Origin of the sequence: Bradyrhizobium sp. BR 1432, from assembly GCF_051547705.1 — a bacterium.
In the GTDB taxonomy this organism is placed as follows: Bacteria; Pseudomonadota; Alphaproteobacteria; order Rhizobiales; family Xanthobacteraceae; genus Bradyrhizobium; species Bradyrhizobium zhanjiangense.
The window spans coordinates 6,785,806-6,803,083 of sequence record NZ_JBPUGF010000003.1; the positions used below are offsets into that span (position 1 = coordinate 6,785,806).

At 65.7% G+C, this 17,278-nt stretch carries 11 protein-coding genes and 2 pseudogenes; 7 read left to right on the forward strand and 6 right to left on the reverse strand.

Annotated elements, in window-relative coordinates:
• Positions 1–56: 56 nt before the first annotated feature.
• On the reverse strand, positions 57–3,857 hold the full coding sequence (locus ACSKB8_RS32995) for a YhdP family protein (protein WP_438110780.1): 3,801 nt from the start codon (positions 3,855–3,857) through the stop codon (positions 57–59).
• A gap of 204 nt (positions 3,858–4,061) precedes the next feature.
• Here ACSKB8_RS32995 and ACSKB8_RS33000 point away from each other — a divergent pair, with 204 nt between their 5' ends.
• Together ACSKB8_RS33000 and ACSKB8_RS33005 are read left to right on the forward strand one after the other, a co-directional pair.
• Positions 4,062–4,742: a peroxiredoxin gene (locus ACSKB8_RS33000; protein WP_438108622.1), complete on the forward strand. Its 681-nt coding sequence runs from the start codon at positions 4,062–4,064 to the stop codon at positions 4,740–4,742.
• 111 nt (positions 4,743–4,853) lie between these two features.
• Positions 4,854–6,222 (forward strand): annotated as a pseudogene (locus tag ACSKB8_RS33005) (peptidoglycan DD-metalloendopeptidase family protein).
• Positions 6,223–6,242: 20 nt separating this feature from the next.
• Here ACSKB8_RS33005 and ACSKB8_RS33010 read toward each other — a convergent pair.
• Positions 6,243–7,439, reverse strand: a complete 1,197-nt coding sequence (locus ACSKB8_RS33010; RefSeq protein ID WP_438108623.1) for a DUF5666 domain-containing protein — start codon at positions 7,437–7,439, stop codon at positions 6,243–6,245.
• A complete protein-coding gene (locus ACSKB8_RS33015) occupies positions 7,436–8,347 on the reverse strand; it encodes a DUF6502 family protein (protein ID WP_438108624.1) in 912 nt (303 codons plus the stop codon). The genes ACSKB8_RS33010 and ACSKB8_RS33015 overlap by 4 nt, the downstream gene beginning before the upstream one ends.
• A 129-nt stretch (positions 8,348–8,476) precedes the next feature.
• Between ACSKB8_RS33015 and ACSKB8_RS33020 the strand changes: the two genes are divergently transcribed.
• The 5 genes and pseudogenes from ACSKB8_RS33020 to ACSKB8_RS33040 all read left to right on the forward strand — a co-directional run bounded on the left by ACSKB8_RS33020 (position 8,477) and on the right by ACSKB8_RS33040 (position 13,988).
• Positions 8,477–8,638, forward strand: a complete 162-nt coding sequence (locus tag ACSKB8_RS33020; RefSeq protein WP_438108626.1) for a hypothetical protein — start codon at positions 8,477–8,479, stop codon at positions 8,636–8,638.
• Positions 8,639–8,646: 8 nt separating this feature from the next.
• Positions 8,647–10,576: pseudogene (locus tag ACSKB8_RS33025) on the forward strand (glycosyltransferase).
• Between the two features lie 3 nt (positions 10,577–10,579).
• The gene (locus tag ACSKB8_RS33030; RefSeq protein WP_438108628.1) at positions 10,580–11,320 is read left to right on the forward strand and encodes an ABC transporter ATP-binding protein; all 741 of its coding nucleotides are present in this window, start codon (positions 10,580–10,582) and stop codon (positions 11,318–11,320) included.
• Positions 11,317–12,696, forward strand: a complete 1,380-nt coding sequence (locus ACSKB8_RS33035) for a glycosyltransferase family 4 protein (RefSeq protein WP_438108629.1) — start codon at positions 11,317–11,319, stop codon at positions 12,694–12,696. Before ACSKB8_RS33030 ends, ACSKB8_RS33035 begins: the two co-directional genes overlap by 4 nt.
• 11 nt (positions 12,697–12,707) lie before the next feature.
• A complete protein-coding gene (locus ACSKB8_RS33040; RefSeq protein WP_438108630.1) occupies positions 12,708–13,988 on the forward strand; it encodes an O-antigen ligase family protein in 1,281 nt (426 codons plus the stop codon).
• On the opposite strand, the gene ACSKB8_RS33045 is transcribed toward ACSKB8_RS33040, so the two are convergent.
• The 3 genes from ACSKB8_RS33045 to prfB all read right to left on the reverse strand — a co-directional run bounded on the left by ACSKB8_RS33045 (position 13,989) and on the right by prfB (position 17,095).
• On the reverse strand, positions 13,989–14,936 hold the full coding sequence (locus tag ACSKB8_RS33045; protein ID WP_438108632.1) for a DMT family transporter: 948 nt from the start codon (positions 14,934–14,936) through the stop codon (positions 13,989–13,991).
• A gap of 143 nt (positions 14,937–15,079) precedes the next feature.
• Positions 15,080–16,063 carry an NAD(P)-dependent oxidoreductase gene (locus tag ACSKB8_RS33050; RefSeq protein WP_438110782.1) on the reverse strand — a complete coding sequence of 328 codons (984 nt, stop codon included), beginning with the start codon at positions 16,061–16,063 and terminating at the stop codon, positions 15,080–15,082.
• A protein-coding gene (gene prfB / locus ACSKB8_RS33055; protein WP_128934108.1) for a peptide chain release factor 2 occupies positions 15,964–17,095 on the reverse strand; the annotation gives its coding sequence in 2 pieces (ribosomal slippage) (positions 15,964–17,025 and positions 17,027–17,095; 1,131 coding nt in all). The genes ACSKB8_RS33050 and prfB overlap by 100 nt, the downstream gene beginning before the upstream one ends.
• Between the last annotated feature and the right edge of the window lie 183 nt (positions 17,096–17,278).

Here is a 17,278-nt window from a genome sequence, read left to right on the forward strand (position 1 = left end):
AGCGCAGGTGGCTGTAATCGAATCTGATCAGCTGCGAACTACAATGAGCCCCGCTTCTATCGCCGCGCGAGGCTGCAGCCGCTCGACAGCTGGCGCGTCGATCCGGTCGAACCGTCATTCGACTGCGACGGGAATTCTTCGAACGGCGAGTTCTGCTTGCCGGTGTTGAATTCGAAGATCTTGCGGAACAGGCCCGGCGCCATCGCCGAGATCGGATTGACGCGCATCACGGGCGCGGCCGGCGTGCCGACGACCTCGTAGGTCACGCCGATCAGACCTTCGTTGTTGCCGCCGCCGAGGAAGATGCCGAACAACGGGATCTGGCCGAAGATGTTGTTGACGCCATACATCGGCACGAAGGTGCCGCTCATGCAGACCTGGTTGCCGGGATAGTCGATCGAGCCCTCGATGGTGGCACCGATCATCGGCCCCTTGACCACGCCGTCGCGGATCGTGAGTGCGCCATTCTGGCGGGTGAACTCGGCGCGCAACGCGCTGAAGGAGACGCCGTTGCCGGTGCCGTTGGGCGCGCCGGCAGCGACGCGTTCGAGCTGCGCCTCGCCCTTGACCGTGAAGTCGCGCACGTTGATGAGGCCCTCGCGCGACGTGTTCGGCTCGGACGTCGGCGGCTCCAGGGCCACCACCATCTGGCCGCCAACCGCCTTGGTGTAGGTGTCGGTGAAGCGCAGCAGCGCGCCGGCATCGTTGGTCTGGAGGTAGATCACCTCGCGATTGCCTTGCGCGCGGCCGCCGCGCAGGTCGGCCGCAACAGGCGTATCGCGGCCGATCTTGCCGCTCAACGAAAATGCTTTGATGGCGCCATTGCGTTTCGACATCTTCGCGTCGACGCTGCGCATCGCCTCGCCGTTGAAACCCGCGACGGCACCGAGCTTCACGTCGATATCGAAATCGACGTTCTTCATCTTGTTCTTGCCGTCGTCCTTGGAATTGCCTGAGATCGCCGACTTCAGAAAACCGCGGCCGTCGAAGACGTCGCCGCGCATGGTGCCGCGCAGCACGCCGTCCTGACCGCGCTCGGCCTTCAATGAGGTCTTGTCGCCGTCAGACGGCGAATAGGTTGGGAAATTCACGTTCATGAGGTCGCCGTTCGCGTCGACCTCGAGCGAGCCCTTGATCGAGGCGCCGCCGCCTTCGATGACGATATCTTCCAGGCGCGTCGATTGCGCCGTCGGCACCACCTTGAAGCTGGCTTTCCCCGACTTGCCTGGCAGCTTGACCCAGCCGGGCAGGATGTTGTCGAGCTTGACCGAGGTCAGATCGGCCTCGACGCCGAGCTTCGTGGTCTGATCCGCGCCGCTCGCGATCTTGCCCGACAGCTTGATCGGCAACGATCCGCTGACGGCTGGGCTCAGATCAAATCCCAGGCGCGCGCGGCTGGCATCGTCCAGCGTTGCCTGCAATCTGACGTCCGCATCGCCTTCAGTCGGCTTGCGATAATCGAGCGAGGCGGCCTGTCCGTTGATCTTGACGTCGCCCTTGACCTGATAGCCTTGATTGCTCGCGACGATCTTGAGGTTGTTGGCCTCCAGCTTCTGGTTCATCACCAGCTTGTCGGCGGCAAAGCCGTTGAGATCGGCGGTCACGGCATAGGTGGTGTCGGCCTTGGTCAGCTCGCCCTTGACCGGCATGCCGAGCTGGATATTCGCCGAGAACGTCCCCTTGCTGGTGTTGGGATCGACGACGGTCGACGATAGATCGCTCAGGCGATCATTGGCGAGCATTTCGGCCGCGGCGGGAACGGGTCCCTCGACGCGGAACTTGGTGCGCGACGGCGACGGCTTGGGCGCCATGTCCGGCACTTCGAAGGTGAAGTCGGAGATCGTGATCTTGCGGCCGGCGGGGGTATCGGCAATGCCCTGGGCGATATTCACGGTCGCGGTGCGGCCGGTCACGCGCGCCTTCAGATCGGCATCGTGCACGACCGGCATGCCGTCCACGGGACGGACGGCGACGCCGCTGGCGACGATGTTGACCGACAGGCCGTCGTCGGGAATCGGAGGCCCCTTGCGCGGCAGGTTCTTCGTCGGCGAATTGATGCCGATCTCGATGCGCTGGAGCGTGCCACGCTCGATCCGCTCGATCACCCATTCACGCAGCTCGGGAACGATCAATGTGGGCCACATCCGCTTCAGCGCGGAGGCCGACATCGGTGTTCCCGCAAAGCCGAGCGTCAGCCGCGGCTCACCGGAATAGTCGATGGCACCGGTGCCGGCGACGCCGATCTCGCCATTGCTGATATCGGCCTGCGTCAGCAAGAGTCGCTTGTGGTCGGTATCGAAACGGAAGCCGATCGCAATCCGGTTGAAGACGAGCGGCGGCTCGTTGTCGATGCCACCCAGCAGGATCGAGCCGCCACTGAAGCCGAGCTGCCAGTCATTGGTGGCGCCGTTCGGTGGCTCGAGGTGCCCCAGCAGCGTCAGGCGGTTGGCGCCGGAGAGAACCTTGAACGGTGCGACCAGCACCCGCCGGTTCGCGTCCCACTCGACGTTGATCTCGGCCTGATCGATCGCCATCGGATAATCGGGCGTGTCGGTGTCGATGATGTTGCCGGCGCCAACCGCGATCTTGCCGCGGAAGAAGGTCGGCACGCCGTCGCGGCCGAGCTCGCCTTTCAGCTCGCCCGTCAGCGGCAGGTCAGCAGTATAGGTGAGATCCTTGACCCGCAGCGCCAACAGGATGTTGGAGGTCGAGACCTTGTCGGCGCGGATGTCGACCGAGCGCACGCCGTTCTCGACCGGCCCGATCGTGGCGCGCAGCATCCACGGACGCGCGCCCTCCTCGCCGAGGCTAAGCGTAACGCCGCCACGGCTCGGCCGGCGCAGGCTCAGCGTGATGTTCTCGAACGACCATTTGCTACCACGCTGCTGGTCGTCGACGATCAGATTGCCGTTCTTCAGACCGATCTCGTTGAGGTTCTGGCCGTCGAGCCCGGTCATGCTCAGACTGTCGAGCCAGTCGAGGCCCTGAAGAATTCCGCTCTGTGCGGTCGCCTGAGGCGCGACCTGGGACGCGTCCGGGCTCGCGGGCTGCGTGGCGAATGGCGGCGGCGGGACGCCATTGCGCGGGAATGTCGGCGGCAGGCCCGCCTCTTTCTTGGAGGCTACGCCGGTCGCCAGCGGCTTTGCGGTGTCGCCGGCCGAGACCGTGACGGTGCCGTCAGGCGCGATGCGGATCGCGAGTTCGGCATCGACGAGATTGAGGCTTTCTGCGCGCAGATGCCCCATCAGGAGGCCCGCACCCGACAGCTTCACCTCGGCCTTCGGCGCACTGGCGACAATGGCGTGATCGCGGTCGCGGACGATGATGTCACGGATGCGGACGGCGATACGGACCCGCCCGGCCCGCTCGATCTGGGTGCCGCCAACCTCCACGGTGTTGCCGTGGCCGATATTGTCCTCGATGGCGGCTGCCAGCCATGGCGTTGCAATGTCGAGATTGATGGGACCCGCGCCGAGCCGCCACCACAGCGCGCCGAAACAGCCGACGAAAATGACGATGAGGGCACTGACGACGATGGCAAAGCGCATCAGCCATCGACCGCCGCCCAGCCAGCGCTGCAACGAGCTGAACCCGTCACCGAAGCGATGGAAGCCCGAATTGGAACGCGACAACAGCCGGCGCGCGCGATGGCCCGCGGCCGCCTCCTGATCCGGATCCCAGTCGGCGTCGTCCCATTCCCGCGGCTCGTATTGGCCGCCGTGCCGATCGAAGTCCCGGTTGTAGTCCTGGGGCGACTTATTCCTTGCCATTGCCTCTCGATACAGGCGCCCATCGTAGGATTGAGCGCCGTCGGGACCGCAGCCGTCGAGGGGGAGCGAAGACCCCCGCGCCGGCATTGCCGCCATACCTCGAATATTCCTGCTGTTCGTCATTTCGCCCCGGGAGCGCGTTCAACGAGCAGTGGGGTGGTGCGTGGAATTCCTTGTAACCATACTCCGGCGTCGTCAGACTTGCCCAGCCGAGGGCGCGATTCCGGCACACCGGACGAGAGCTGCAATACCGCTTTGGTTGACCTGCCGAAAGCGACGAAAGGAAGGCGTATGTCCAAGAAATCCCAAAAGAAATCGTCCAAAACGCCCTCCGGCAGTTCGACGGCCAAAAAGAAGACCCTGAAAACGCGGGCAACGACTCAAACAAGATCCGCGAAAACACAGCGGACGCCGGCGAGCAAATCAACCAAGACAGCAGCAAAAGCAGGATCACATAAGGCCGCATCGAAACAGTTAAATTCCTCCAAATCGCCCGGGGCGGCGAAGGCCGCCTTGACCGAAGGTCAGAAGGCGCCCGCCTTTCGTCTGCCCCGCGACGGCGGCGACGTGGTCACGCTGGCGGACTACGCCGGCCAAAAGCTCGTGCTGTTCTTCTATCCCCGGGCCGACACGCCCGGCTGTACCAGGGAGGCCATCGATTTCACCCGGCTGGCGGACGCCTTTACGGCTGCCGGCACCGCCGTGCTCGGTATCTCCGCCGATCCGTTAAAGGCCCAGGAGAAGTTCCGCGACAAGCACAAGCTCGGCGTCCCCCTTATCTCGGATGAGACGCATGAGATGTTGGAGGCCTATGGCGCCTGGGGCGAAAAATCGATGTACGGCAAGAGCTTCCTTGGAATTCTTCGCACCACGGTGCTGATCGGGGGCGATCGCAAAGTCGCCAAGATTTGGCGCAATGTCCGGGTCGACGGCCATGCCGATGAGGTGCTGGAAGCGGCAAGAAGTCTTTAACCAGCCCTTTAAATTCGAATGTTCCCGTTTCCGGAAAATTAACCATGACCGGCCCAGATTGCTGCGGCAATTAGGCCGTTACGGACTCATCCGACCGGCGCGGGAGTGCCGATGTCGAAAAGTTCTGCCCAATACTCGCAGCTCCCCCAACATCATCCTCACGACCACGGAAGGGCCTTCCATCGCCGTCCTACCGCCGCCGCAACGGCGGTTGCGATTCCCCTTCCGGCGACCGACGACGCCTACACCATTGTTCATGCCGGCAAGCAGGTCCGCTTCGGACCCGTGGTGTTCTGGATCGTGGTCGGCACGGTGGTGCTGCTCGGGCTGTGGTCGGCTGCGACCGCCACCTATTTCGCCTTCCGCGACGACGTTCTGACCCGGCTGATCGCCCGCCAGGCCGAGATGCAGTACGCCTATGAGGACCGTATCGCCGAACTGCGGGCCAAGGTCGACCGCACCACCAGCCGGCAGCTGCTCGACCAGGAGCAGTTCGACCAGAAGCTCGACCAGATCATGAAGCGCCAGACGGCGCTGGAGTCCCGGGCTACGGCGCTCGGCGCCATGCCCGACGTGACCGGATCGATCCCGCGCGCGACACCGCAGCGTGGTGACGCCGGCCAGAACGCAACGCAGGGCACGCCGAAGCCGTCGCCGATCAGCGACACCGTGATCTTCGTGGCCCCGCCGGATCGCGAAGCGCGGCTCGAAATCGCGCGCGCCGACCGTCGCGCCGCCGCCGACCAGCCAATTCGCCAAGAACCAGGGCTTCGACAACGTCCTGGTCCGGCTCACGACCTCGCTTGATCAGGTCGAGCGGCGCCAGATGGCGGCGCTCAACGCCGTCGAGGAAGGCATGGATTCACGCATGCGCCGGATGCGCGGCGTCGTCAGCGATCTCGGCCTCAACCTCGCCAGTCTCGAAGCCGCCGTACCGCGCACCGCGATGGGCGGGCCTTTCGTACCCGTCAAATTGACGCCCAATGCCGGGCCGTTCGAGAAGCAGCTCTACCGCCTCAACACCACGCGCACCGAGTTGGACCGCCTCAATCGCACGCTGGCGTTGGTGCCCTATCGCAAGCCCGTCATCGGCGAGGTCGAATTCACCTCCGGCTTCGGCGTGCGCAGCGATCCGTTCCTCGGCCGGCCCGCGATGCATACCGGGCTCGACTTCCGCGCCGCCACCGGCGATCCCGTTCGCGTCACCGCCAACGGCAAGGTGGTCTCCGCCGGCTGGTCCGGCGGCTACGGCCGCATGGTCGAGGTCGACCACGGCAACGGGCTTTCGACCCGCTATGGCCATCTCTCCGAGATCAACGTCAGGGTCGGCGAGGTCGTGAAGATCGGCCAGGTGGTCGGTCTCGTCGGTTCGACCGGCCGTTCCACTGGCCCACATTTGCACTATGAGACCCGCATCGAGGGCGAAGCGGTCGATCCGCAGAAATTTTTGCGCGCTGGCGTGCGGCTAAGCGCGGGCTAAACCCGCGCTTCTCTCTTGCCTTAGCGCCGGCCACCGCCCATCCCGCCTCCGGGACCGCCGAAACCACCACCCATTCCACCCCCTGGCCCCATAGGCCCGCCGGGCGCGCCCAGACCGCCGGGACCTGACGGGCCACCCGGTCCTGTCGGCGCCGGGCCGGACGGCGCACCAGGGCTCGACCCCGGCGCAGGCGCGCCCGGTGCACCGGGTTGGCCGCCACCGGGCGTGGTGGTGCCGCGATTTGGATGCAGGATCGAGCCGCCCGGCGAGCGCCCGGGCTGGCCTGCTCCGCCGGGCACCTGCCCCGGCGATCCCGGGAATTGGCCGACCGCGCGCGCCGAATCGAGCTGAAGGCCGCGTGAGCGATCGAACACGCCGTTGACCACCATGCGTGCTTCGCCAGCGGCTGGCCCGAAGCGCGAGCTGTCATGGGCGATGAGCCCGGAGCCGAGCTGGAGGTTCGATCCCATCCGCTGCACATAGGCCTCGACCGACAGGCGGCTCGCGCCGACGAGATCCGAGAAATCGTCGATCCGCGTGCGCGCTGCCTGCATCGCGCCCTGGCTCGCGCTGCCCTCGATCTGGACGCGCTGGCCGACGAGCAAGGGATCGACGCCGTTCAGCTTCAACCCGCCGATTCGCAAGCCGTCCGGCCCGCGCTCGACCAGACCCGTCACGCGCGCGGCCGCATCGCGCCGCGGCTCGACCAGGCTTGCGACGATGACCCCGTCGGTACGGCGCAAGCCGTAGACGGCGACCTGCGTGCCCGTACGGAGCTTGCTCTCCTTGTCGCCGGCGACGATCTTCTGACCGAGCACTGTCAGCTCATTGCCCTTCACCCGCTCAATCGGACCGGAGACCTCGCTCGCGATCGTGATGTTGCGCGTGACGAGCGTGCCGTCGGCCTGACGGGTCGCAACCACGCGCGCGAGCTGGCCGATGCGCAGCGCCTTGGCGCTGGCCGCTTCACCGTCGATCCGGACCGGAACGTCGCTCGCATAGGTGACGCGCTGGCCGTTGACGTAGATGCTGCCGAAACGCTGGATCACGCCGACGATGCCGGTGCCGCCGATGCCGTGATCATCGCCGCGCGTGATTCCGGTGCCGCCGATGCCCTGATCGGTGCCGCGCTTGACTTGCGCACGGGCGAGGCCCGTGCCGGCGAGCCAAAATCCCATCAGCAGCAGGCGGCGGGAGATGAGCGGCGGCCGGCTCATGACGAGGCGCCCTCTTTGCCACCGTCTTTGCCGCCCTCCTTCGCCCCGCCCTCCTCATCGGCATCTTCACTGTAGATGTAGAGGCCGAAATTCCAGCGTGCGTTGCCGCCCTTGTCCTTGGCGAGAGCCCGATTGGCCTCGCGGTTGGCCGTCTTCAGTGCATCCATGGCAAGCTCGCGCGAGCGCGCCTCGAGCTTCCGTGCCAGCTTCGGCGAGATGTTGTTGTAGTGCACCGCACGTTCGAGGAAGCGTGGCGCCCCAGCGACGTTTTCCGCGGCGGCCGCGATATGGTCGTGCAGATTGCGGCCGAGATAGTGCCATTTGCCGTCGTCCTCACCGCTCGGAACGAAGGCGGCCTCGACCAGCTCGATTTCGTCAGCGTCGTTGATGGTGACGAGCTTGCGGTCGATCCATTCGTCGAGCACCGCGCGCGGGCGCACGTCCTTGGTGACGGAAGCGACGAGTTGCTCGAACGACGGCGCATCGCCCTCGGCTGTGCGCGGCAAGGCGAGCGGCTCGCCCTTGGCATCGGTGAATTCCGGCGCGGCAAGCCAGCGCGCGATCACCGCACTGGTCAGCGACACCGCCGCCGGCGCCTCGTGCACGGGTGCGCCGGCGCCGCGCAGCCGCGCCACCTCCTTGCGATGGATGCCGGTAAGCAGGCTGACCCGACTGTCGGTCTGCTCTTTTCCCTCCAGCGCGAAATCGTGCTCGGCGACGTTGACGAAAAGCTCACGAAGCAGCTGCGCCAGCGCCGGAAAGGTCATGCCGCTGCGGATGCACAGCCGCACGAGCGGGCGCAGCAGCCGCGCCAGCGGCGCGTGCAGCTTCCCGGCGGCATTCGGCGGCGGCACCATAGGCTTGTCGGCCGACTTGTCAGCCTCCTTGGACCCGGATTTGGCATTCATGTCTGAATTGTACCGATGCCTCACGTGGGACACAATCCCACTTTTTTCCACTTGGTCGATTGACGTGGTAAATTTTCCCACATATACGAGCCACCCACTGAGGGCGCGACGTAGAGGGACTTAAAACCCATGGTTGACCGCTTGGTCCGCATTTCCACTTCACCGCCTGCTATGCCGGCTCCCGATTGGGGGCATGGCGCGATCGAGCCGATGCTGCCGGCGCTGCTGCGCGGCGCGATCTTCATTGCGGTGCTGGCCGCACCGTTCCTTGCCGCGCTTCTCGCAGGCTGACCACCGTCATGCATCACATCCACGAAACCCCGCGCCGCCCGTCGGTGCTGCACATCTTCAAGGTCTATTATCCCGACCTGTTCGGCGGCACGCTCACGGTGATCCGCGACATCTGCGCGAGCCTGAAAGATGCCTTCGCCTCCGCCGTGCTGGTCTGCTCGCAATCGGCCGAACGGCGCGAGATCATCGTCAATGACGTCCCGGTCGAGCGCGTCCGCTCGTTCGGCAATCTGTTGTCGCTGCCCGCCGCTCCCACCTATCCGTGGCGGCTGTGGCGCAAGATCGCCGCGCACGATCTGCTCGCGCTCCACGCCCCCTTCCCGCTCGCCGACCTCGTCTTTGCCTTCGGATTCGGTGCCAAGCGGCCGCTGGTGGTGCACTGGCACGCCGACATCGTCACCCATGCCGGCCTGCGCTGGTTCATCGAACCGTTGATGCGGCGGACCTTGCGGCGCGCCAAGGCGATCATCGTCTCGGACCACGTGCTGGTCGACAACACGCCCTTGCTGCGCGAATTCGAGGACAAATGCCACGTCGTGCCATTCGGCATCGACACCTCTGGCTATGACTGGCCGAAGATCGAACCGCACCACGTCAACGATCGCGGCCGACTCGTGCTGGCCTGCGGCCGGCTGGTGCCCTACAAGGGTTTCGACGTGCTGATCCGCGCCGCTGCCGCGCACAATTTCGAGGTCTGGATCATCGGCGAGGGCACCGAGCGGCCGCGGCTCGAGCAATTGATCCAGGAGCTCGGACTCGGTGATCGCGTCCGCCTGCTCGGCTCGGTCAACGATTGCGAGCGCATCAAGCTGATGTGCCTCGCCGACGTCTTCGTGATGCCGTCGGTGACCAATGCCGAGACGTTCGGCCTCGTCCAGCTGGAAGCCATGGCCGCCGGCCGTCCGGTCGTGAACACGGCGCTCGACACCGCGGTGCCGCGCGTCGCCCGCCACGGCATGGAGGCGATCACCGTGCCGCCCGGCGACGCCGCGAAGCTGGGCGAGGCCATCGACACGCTGATCCGCGATCCCGAGCGCCGCCGCCGCATGGGACTATCGGCGCGCACGCGCGCCCTCACCCGCTATTCGGCCACGGCCTTCAAGCAAGGCATGGAGACCGTCTACCGCGAGGCCATCGCCGCACCGAGCGAGCAGCGATCGGCGATTGCCGATCCGCCGCAGGCGACGGGGTGGGTGGACACCGTCCGGATCGCCGCGGCGCTGGCCTGGTCCGACATGCGACACCGCTACGTGCGCTCGCTGCTCGGCCCGTTCTGGATGTCGCTCCAGATGGCGATCGTGGTCGCGGTGCTGGGCTCGGTGATCGGGCAGATGTCGAACGCCGACGTGCTGTCGCGCCTGCCCATGCTCGCGCTGTCGATGACGGCCTGGACCTTCCTCAACAGCGTGGTGCTCGATGCCACCACGGCGCTGCAGAACTCCGCAGAGTCTGATCCGCGACCGGGCGCTGCCGCCGGTGATCTTCCTGCTGCAATGCACGTTCCGCCAGGCGCTGTTCGCGCTCCATAACGCCTGCGTGCCGCTGCTCCTGTGGCTGATCCTGTCCCGCCACGATCTCTCTCACGCGCTGGCGGCGCTGCCTGGCCTCCTGCTGTTCGTGGTCTGCACGTTCGCCCTGAGCCTCGTCCTCGGTGCGATGGCAACGCGCTATCGCGACCTCAAGCCGATCATCGAATCCACATTGATGCTCGCCTTTCTCGCCTCGCCCGTGATCTGGTCGTCGGAGATGATCAACCACCGCTCGACGGTGATGCGGATCAATCCGCTGACACACCTGTTCGCCGTGTGGAGGGAGCCGCTGGCGGGTGGCCATGTCGATCCCGTCAGCATCGTCTATGTCCTCGTCGCACTGGCGCTCCTGATCTGCGCGAGCGTGCTGACGCTGGTCCATCTGCGCAAAGCTGCATTCTGGATCTGACGCATGATCTCGATCAGCCTTCGCAACGTCTGTCTCGACTATCCGCTCTACGGCGCCTACGACTATTCGCTGAAACGGCGGCTGCTCGGCCATCTCATTCGCGAGCCGGGCGAGATGCGGATCATCCGCGCCGTCGACAACGTCACGATCGAGGCCGAGGCCGGCGCCCGCATCGGGCTTGCCGGCCCCAACGGCTCCGGCAAATCGACGCTGCTGCGGCTGATTGCCGGCGTCTATCCGCCGAGCAGTGGCAACATCGCAATTCAAGGCAACATCGTGCCGCTGCTCGGCCTCAACGCGGGCGTCAATCTGGATTTCGTCGCCGAGGACAACATCGCGCTGCTGCTGCGGATCAGCGGCCGCAAGCCGACCCGCCGCGTGATCGACGAGATCTGGGCCTTCACCGAGCTCGAGGCGCGCATGCAGCGGCTGCCGCTGCGGATGTTCTCCTCGGGCATGCTGATGCGGGTGCTGTTTGCGACCGCTACGGCGTTTCCTGCCGATATCCTCCTGCTCGACGAATGGCTCAGCGTCGTCGATGAGCACTTTGCGGAGAAGGCCCAGCAGCGGCTGCTGAACCTCGTATCGCAGGCGGCAATCGTGATCATCGCCTCGCACGACCAGCCGCTGCTGCGCCGCACCTGCACCAGCATCATCAATCTCGATCACGGCCGCGTCGCCTCGACCGTCCCGGTCACCCCGCCGCCCACCCACACCTACGAGCTCCGCGAGAAACGCGCATGAAGCAGAACATCCTTGTCGTGTCCGAGGCACTCGGCGAGCCCAACCACAAGCGCGGCATCTTCCACTTCACGCGTGAATTGATGCGCTCGCTCGCGGCCGGGGGGCACGAGCTGACGCTGCTGGTCGAGACCACGCGGCGCTATCGCAAGCTGCACCGGCGCGAGCGACGCACCAAACTCTTTCCGGCGCAGTCGCGCAACATCGAGCTGCTCGCGCTCTACCGCTTCCTCGATGAGGTCAACATGGGCGAACCGGTCGTGCGCGGCGGCCTGCGGCGCACGCTCGACTGGATCCGCCACAAGGCCACCATGTCGATGTCGTGGGACTACATCGTCTGCTTCCTTCGCGCCGTCGGCTTGCGGGGCCTGGACGCCCGGCTGATCGAGAACAGGACCGAGGCGCTCGAATACGTCCCGCCGGACCTGCGCCATCTCGAGCTGTTCCGCGACTTTCAGCTCGAGCCCGGATTCTACAGCTATCAGGACTCCTCGGCGTTCTTCCTGCTGCCGCCACCACGGGTGGACGCGCGCGACTACGACGTCATCGTCGTGGATACGCCGACGCGGGTCGCGATCCGGCGTAAGCCGAACGCCAAAGTGATCTGCGTGGTCCACGATTTGCTGCCGCTCACCGACCTCAAGCTCAGCGACGTCGCAACGCGGCTGTTCCTGTCACGGCTGCTCACCAGCCTGCGCCAGGCCGACGAACTCGCCTTCGTTTCAAACTATAGCATGATGCGGTTCAGGGAACTGTTGCCGCAATTTGCGCACCTGCCGGCGCGGGTCGTGTATCCCCGCACCCGGTTCGACGCCCCGGATGTCCTGCACCTGCCAGCCCCGTCGGGGCGTCCGGGGCGGCCGAGCTTCGTCGTCATCGTCTCGAACGAGCCGCGCAAGAACGTCGCCACCGTGGTCCGCGCCTTCCGCAACGTACCCCACGCCGATCTCGTCGTGATCGGCTATGCCGGCGAGATCAGCCGGATGCGCAATCTGCCGCCGAACGTCCGCTTCGCCGGCTATGTCGACGAGCACGAGAAGGCGGCCCTGATCGCGGAAGCGCACGGCCTGATCATGCCGAGCTTCGCCGAAGGTTTCGGCGTGCCGATCATCGAGGCGCTGGCCGCGAACACGCCGGTGCTGTGTTCCGACATCGCCGTCTTCCGCGAGGTCGCGGGCGAGCTCGCCGACTATTTCGATCCGTTCTCGACCGAGGCGATCGCAGCCTCTGTCACGCGCGTGCTGACGCGGCAAGAGGAGTGGCGCGGTAAGATCCGGGCGAGGCGCCATGAGCTCACTGAGCGCTTCGGCTACGAGACCCAGGCCCGGGATTTCCTCGGTCATGAGACGCCGAGAGAAAGCCTGGTCGCAGCACAGTAGGCGTCAGCCAGATGACAGCTGAACAAGCAGCATGGTCCAGTCCGGCCAGCCCGCCAACTTTCCGCGACCGATGGCAGGCCCTGGGCGATTCCGCCGCGCTGTTCCGCGCTGCCGACATGCTCGCCGTCCTCATCGCGGCGTCGCTGCCCTGGTCGACCACGGCGCCTTCGATCCTCGTCGCGCTCTTTCTGCTCGCGGTCACGCCGACCATCGACTGGCGCGACTATGCGCGCAGGCTCGCACGGCCCGCGCTTGCCCTGCCCTTTGGCTTCCTGCTGCTCGCCCTCATCGGCACGCTGTGGTCGGACGGCGCATGGACCGACAGGCTGCATGCGCTCAAGCCGGTCGCAAAGCTCGTGCTCATTCCGCCACTGCTCTACCATTTCAGCCGATCGGAGCGCGGCTTGTGGGTTTGTCTCGCCTTTCTCGCCTCCTGCGCGCTGCTTGCGGTCTTCTCATGGATCGTGCTGCTCGATCCCAGCTGGAAGATCACCGCGACGGCGTCATCAGGCGTTCCTGTCAAGAACTACATCGACCAGAGTCAGGAATTCACGCTCTGCGCGTTCGCGCTTGCACTCCCTGTACTGACATTCTGGCGCAGCGGACACGTGGTCGCGACAGCCGCTTGCGTGGCGCTGATCCTGCTGTTCGCCACCAACATGGTGTTCGTCGCGTCCGCTCGCACGACGCTGCTCTGCATCGCGGTGCTGCTGGGCTTATTTGCCTGGCGGCATCTGAGCCGGCGCGCGGCACTGCTCCTGCTCGCAGGCTCGCTCGCCGCGAGCGCGCTGGCCTGGACGACGTCGTCCTATCTGCGCCAGCGCATCACCGATATCGCCGTCGAATACCGCCACGGCCATGAGGACATCAGCCGCGCCTCGACGGCGCAGCGGCTGACCTATTGGCGCAAGTCGCTTCACGCCTTTGTCGAGGCGCCCCTGATCGGCCACGGCACCGGCTCGATCAAGCACCAATTCGAGCGCGCCGCCACAAGCGGGAGCAGCCTCGATGCCGAGGTCGTCAGCAATCCGCATAACCAGACGCTCAATGTCGCCGTGCAATGGGGTCTTCTGGGCGTCGTCCTGCTCTACGCCCTCTGGATCGCACATCTTCGCCTGTTCGCAGGGGAAGGCCTCGCCGCCTGGATCGGCCTCGTCGTCGTGGTGCAGAACGTCACGAGCTCGCTGTTGAACTCGCACCTGTTCGATTTCCACGAGGGCTGGATGTACGTGCTCGGCGTCGGCGTCGCCGGCGGCATGGCGCTGAAGGCGAAAGCCGGCAGCCGGCCCTGACTACTGGCTGCGCTCATGGCCGACTGGGAGCTTACGCTCTGCGACGCGGCGCAGCAGGCTCAATGTGCGTCCGTCGATCACAAGCAGCGCGCTGCCGATAACGATTGCGCCCGCGATCTCACGCATGGAGATCGGCTCGCCCAGCACCAGCCATCCCAGAAGGATGGCGGTGACGGGAATGAGCAGCGTCACCAGCATGACATTGCTCGCGCCCGAGCGCCGCAGGATCTGAAAGAAGACGATGTAGGCGAGCGCCGTCGACAGGCCGGCAAGGCCAAGCACCGCAAGCCACGTTGTGAGGCTCGGCATCGGAACGCGCCAGGGTTGCTCCACCGCGCCGGCGACGGCCGCCATCATCACGGTCGACGCCATCAGTTGAAACGTCGCCGTGCCCAGCGGAGCTGCGTCCTTCAGCAATCGTCGCGCCGCCAGCGCCGCAAAGGCATAGCTCAACGCGCCGCCGAGGCAGAGCAGAATGCCGAGCCCCTGCCCCGGCCTTGTCTCGAAACCCCATCCGCGCAGGATGATCACGCCGGCAAGGCCCAGCGCCACCCCGGCCATGCGACGCATCTGCAAGGTCTCGTCGCCTGCCGCCGCCATCACCACCACGGTGAACAACGGCGTGGTGGCGTTGAGGATCGAGGCCAGCCCGCTCGGAATGAAAGTCTGGCCGATCACAATGAGCGAGAACGGAATGACGTTGTTGAGCAGTCCGATCAAGACGAACGGCCTCCAGCCCGCGACGCCCTTGGGAAAACCGATGCCCTGCATGCGCAGCAGCGGAAACAGGATAGCAGCGCCAAGCGCAACGCGCAGGAACACCAGCGTCAGCGGCGGCAAGTCCCGCAAGGCCGCGCCGTTGAAGAAGAACGAGCCACCCCAGAGCACCGACAGCACGGCGAGCAGCGACCCGTCGCGCGCATCGATCCGGTTATCGTTCGGGGACATGGCGTCTCACCTCGGCGGCCGAGCCCATCGCCTAGAACGCTGCGGTGGACAGTGCCACCCGATTTCCGATGAAGCACCGGACTTGAAAACCGGTGCTCGGAATGAATGGAGCGGCCAAGGCGCCCCCATGTTGATACGCTTGTCTACGACGGCTTCTTCGGCCGCGACACCAGCTCGATCATCCTGCCCTCATCATCGTCGGGCATCACAGCCTTCGCCTGCGCGTAGGCCTCGACGGCGGCACGCGCGACTAGCGGCTTGCCGGCCAGCAGGCTCTCCGCCAGGTTCACCGCGTAGGCGGCATCCTTGTGCCGCAGCGCCGACGTGAAGGTCGCGCCGCTGAAATCGCGGGCGACCATGCGCTTGGAGTGGCGCTGCACCTGTGGGCTCGCGGCGACGCCCGCCTGGATCGACTCCAGCACGAGGTTCATGTCGAGCCCGGCCTGCTCGGCGATCGCAAGGCCCTCGGCGAGGCCGGCGATCTGGATCGCGCCCAAGAGATTGTTGATGAGCTTGTAGACCGTGCCGGTGCCGACCGCACCGAAATGGCGGACGGTCGAGCCGATTGGGTCGAGATAGGGCCGTGCGCGCTCGAGATCGGCTGCATTGGCGCCAACCAGCAGCGTCAGCTTTCCGCTAGCGGCCGCATCGGGCAAACCGGTCACGGGGCAGTCGATGTAAATGAGCCCGCGCGCGTTCAGCTCGCGGCCCATCTCGCGGGCATGGTCATAGGAGACGGTCGAGCATTCGATCGCGATGGTGCCGGCCTTCGCGGTCTTGGCCGCGCCCTTGAGCCCGAGCCAGACCGCACGCGAGGCCTCGTCATCGGCGACCATGGTCACGACCGCATCGGCATCGATTGCGGCATCCTCCGGCGAGGTCGCCCAATGCGCGCCGCGGGCGATCAGGTCTTCGGCCTTGGCCTTGCTGCGATTCCACAGCGTCACGGTAAAACCGGCATCGAGATAGCGGCCGGCCATGCCGTGCCCCATCCGCCCAAGCCCGATGAAGGCGACGCGGGGCATGATCAGTCCACGTCCTCGATGTCGCCGCTGGTGGTGCCGAAGGCGCGCTGCGCCAGCGTCGCGGCCATGAAGTCGTCGAGCTCGCCATTGAGCACGCCGGATGTGTCCGAGGTCTGCACCCCCGTGCGCAAATCCTTCACCATCTGGTAGGGCTGCAGCACGTAGGAGCGGATCTGGTGGCCCCAGCCGATATCGGTCTTGGCAGCCTGGTCAGCGGCGGCTTTCTCCTCGCGCTTCTTCAGCTCGATCTCGTAAAGGCGCGCACGCAGCATGTCCCAGGCCTGCGCCCGGTTCTTGTGCTGGGAACGGCCGGCCTGGCAGACCACCGCGACACCGGTCGGAATGTGCGTCAGGCGCACCGCGGATTCGGTCTTGTTGACGTGCTGGCCGCCAGCACCGCCCGAACGCATGGTGTCGGTGCGGACGTCGGATTCCTTGATGTCGATCTTGATGCTGTCGTCGATGACGGGGAACACCTGCACGCTCGAGAACGAGGTGTGCCGCCGAGCGTTGGAGTCGAACGGCGAGATGCGCACCAGGCGATGCACACCCGCTTCGGTCTTCAGCCAGCCATAGGCGTTGTGACCGGAGACCTGGATGGTCGCCGACTTGATGCCGGCCTCTTCGCCCTCGGATTCTTCCAGGAATTCGACCTTGAAGCCGTGGGTTTCGGCCCAGCGCGTGTACATGCGCAAGAGCATCTGCGCCCAGTCCTGGCTTTCGGTGCCGCCAGCGCCGGCATGGACTTCGAGATAGGAATCGAAGCGGTCGGCCTCGCCCGACAGCAGCGCCTCGAGCTCGCGCCGCGCCACCTCCTTCTTGAGGTTCTTCAGCGCGGCTTCGGCCTCGGCAACGACACCGTCATCGCCCTCGGCCTCGCCGAGCTCGATCATGCCGATATCGTCTTCGAGTTCCTGCTCGACCTTGCCGATGCCCGACAGCGCATCCTCCAGCGAGGTGCGCTCCTGCATCAGTTTCTGGGCTTTCTGGGGATCGTTCCAGAGATCGGGATCTTCTGCGAGCTTGTTCAGCTCAGCGAGGCGCGCCGTCGATTTCTCGACGTCAAAGATGCCTCCTCAGCAGCCCGACTGACTGCTTGATCTCTTCTACCAACCGCTCGATTTCGGCGCGCATGTCGTTCTCTGATGTCGCGGAATTGTTCCGGGTTCGATTGCAACGGGATGTAACGGCGGCGGCGCCAAAGCGCAACCGCCCGCTCCTTCAAACGTCAGCGTTATCCGCTAAAGCATGATCCGGAAAAGTGCGCAGCGGCTTTCCGAAAAGATCATGCTCAAACAACAACCTAAAGCGCGATGA

What these genes read in the sequence shown, in the direction of transcription:
- ACSKB8_RS33045 (WP_438108632.1), bottom strand. Translation starts at nt 14,936, where the DNA reads ATGTCCCCGAACGATAACCGGATCGATGCGCGCGACGGGTCGCTGCTC.
- ACSKB8_RS33010 (WP_438108623.1), bottom strand. Translation starts at nt 7,439, where the DNA reads ATGAGCCGGCCGCCGCTCATCTCCCGCCGCCTGCTGCTGATGGGATTT.
- ACSKB8_RS33000 (WP_438108622.1), top strand. Translation starts at nt 4,062, where the DNA reads ATGTCCAAGAAATCCCAAAAGAAATCGTCCAAAACGCCCTCCGGCAGT.
- ACSKB8_RS33035 (WP_438108629.1), top strand. Translation starts at nt 11,317, where the DNA reads ATGAAGCAGAACATCCTTGTCGTGTCCGAGGCACTCGGCGAGCCCAAC.
- ACSKB8_RS32995 (WP_438110780.1), bottom strand. Translation starts at nt 3,857, where the DNA reads ATGCCGGCGCGGGGGTCTTCGCTCCCCCTCGACGGCTGCGGTCCCGAC.
- ACSKB8_RS33040 (WP_438108630.1), top strand. Translation starts at nt 12,708, where the DNA reads ATGACAGCTGAACAAGCAGCATGGTCCAGTCCGGCCAGCCCGCCAACT.
- ACSKB8_RS33030 (WP_438108628.1), top strand. Translation starts at nt 10,580, where the DNA reads ATGATCTCGATCAGCCTTCGCAACGTCTGTCTCGACTATCCGCTCTAC.
- ACSKB8_RS33020 (WP_438108626.1), top strand. Translation starts at nt 8,477, where the DNA reads ATGGTTGACCGCTTGGTCCGCATTTCCACTTCACCGCCTGCTATGCCG.
- ACSKB8_RS33015 (WP_438108624.1), bottom strand. Translation starts at nt 8,347, where the DNA reads ATGAATGCCAAATCCGGGTCCAAGGAGGCTGACAAGTCGGCCGACAAG.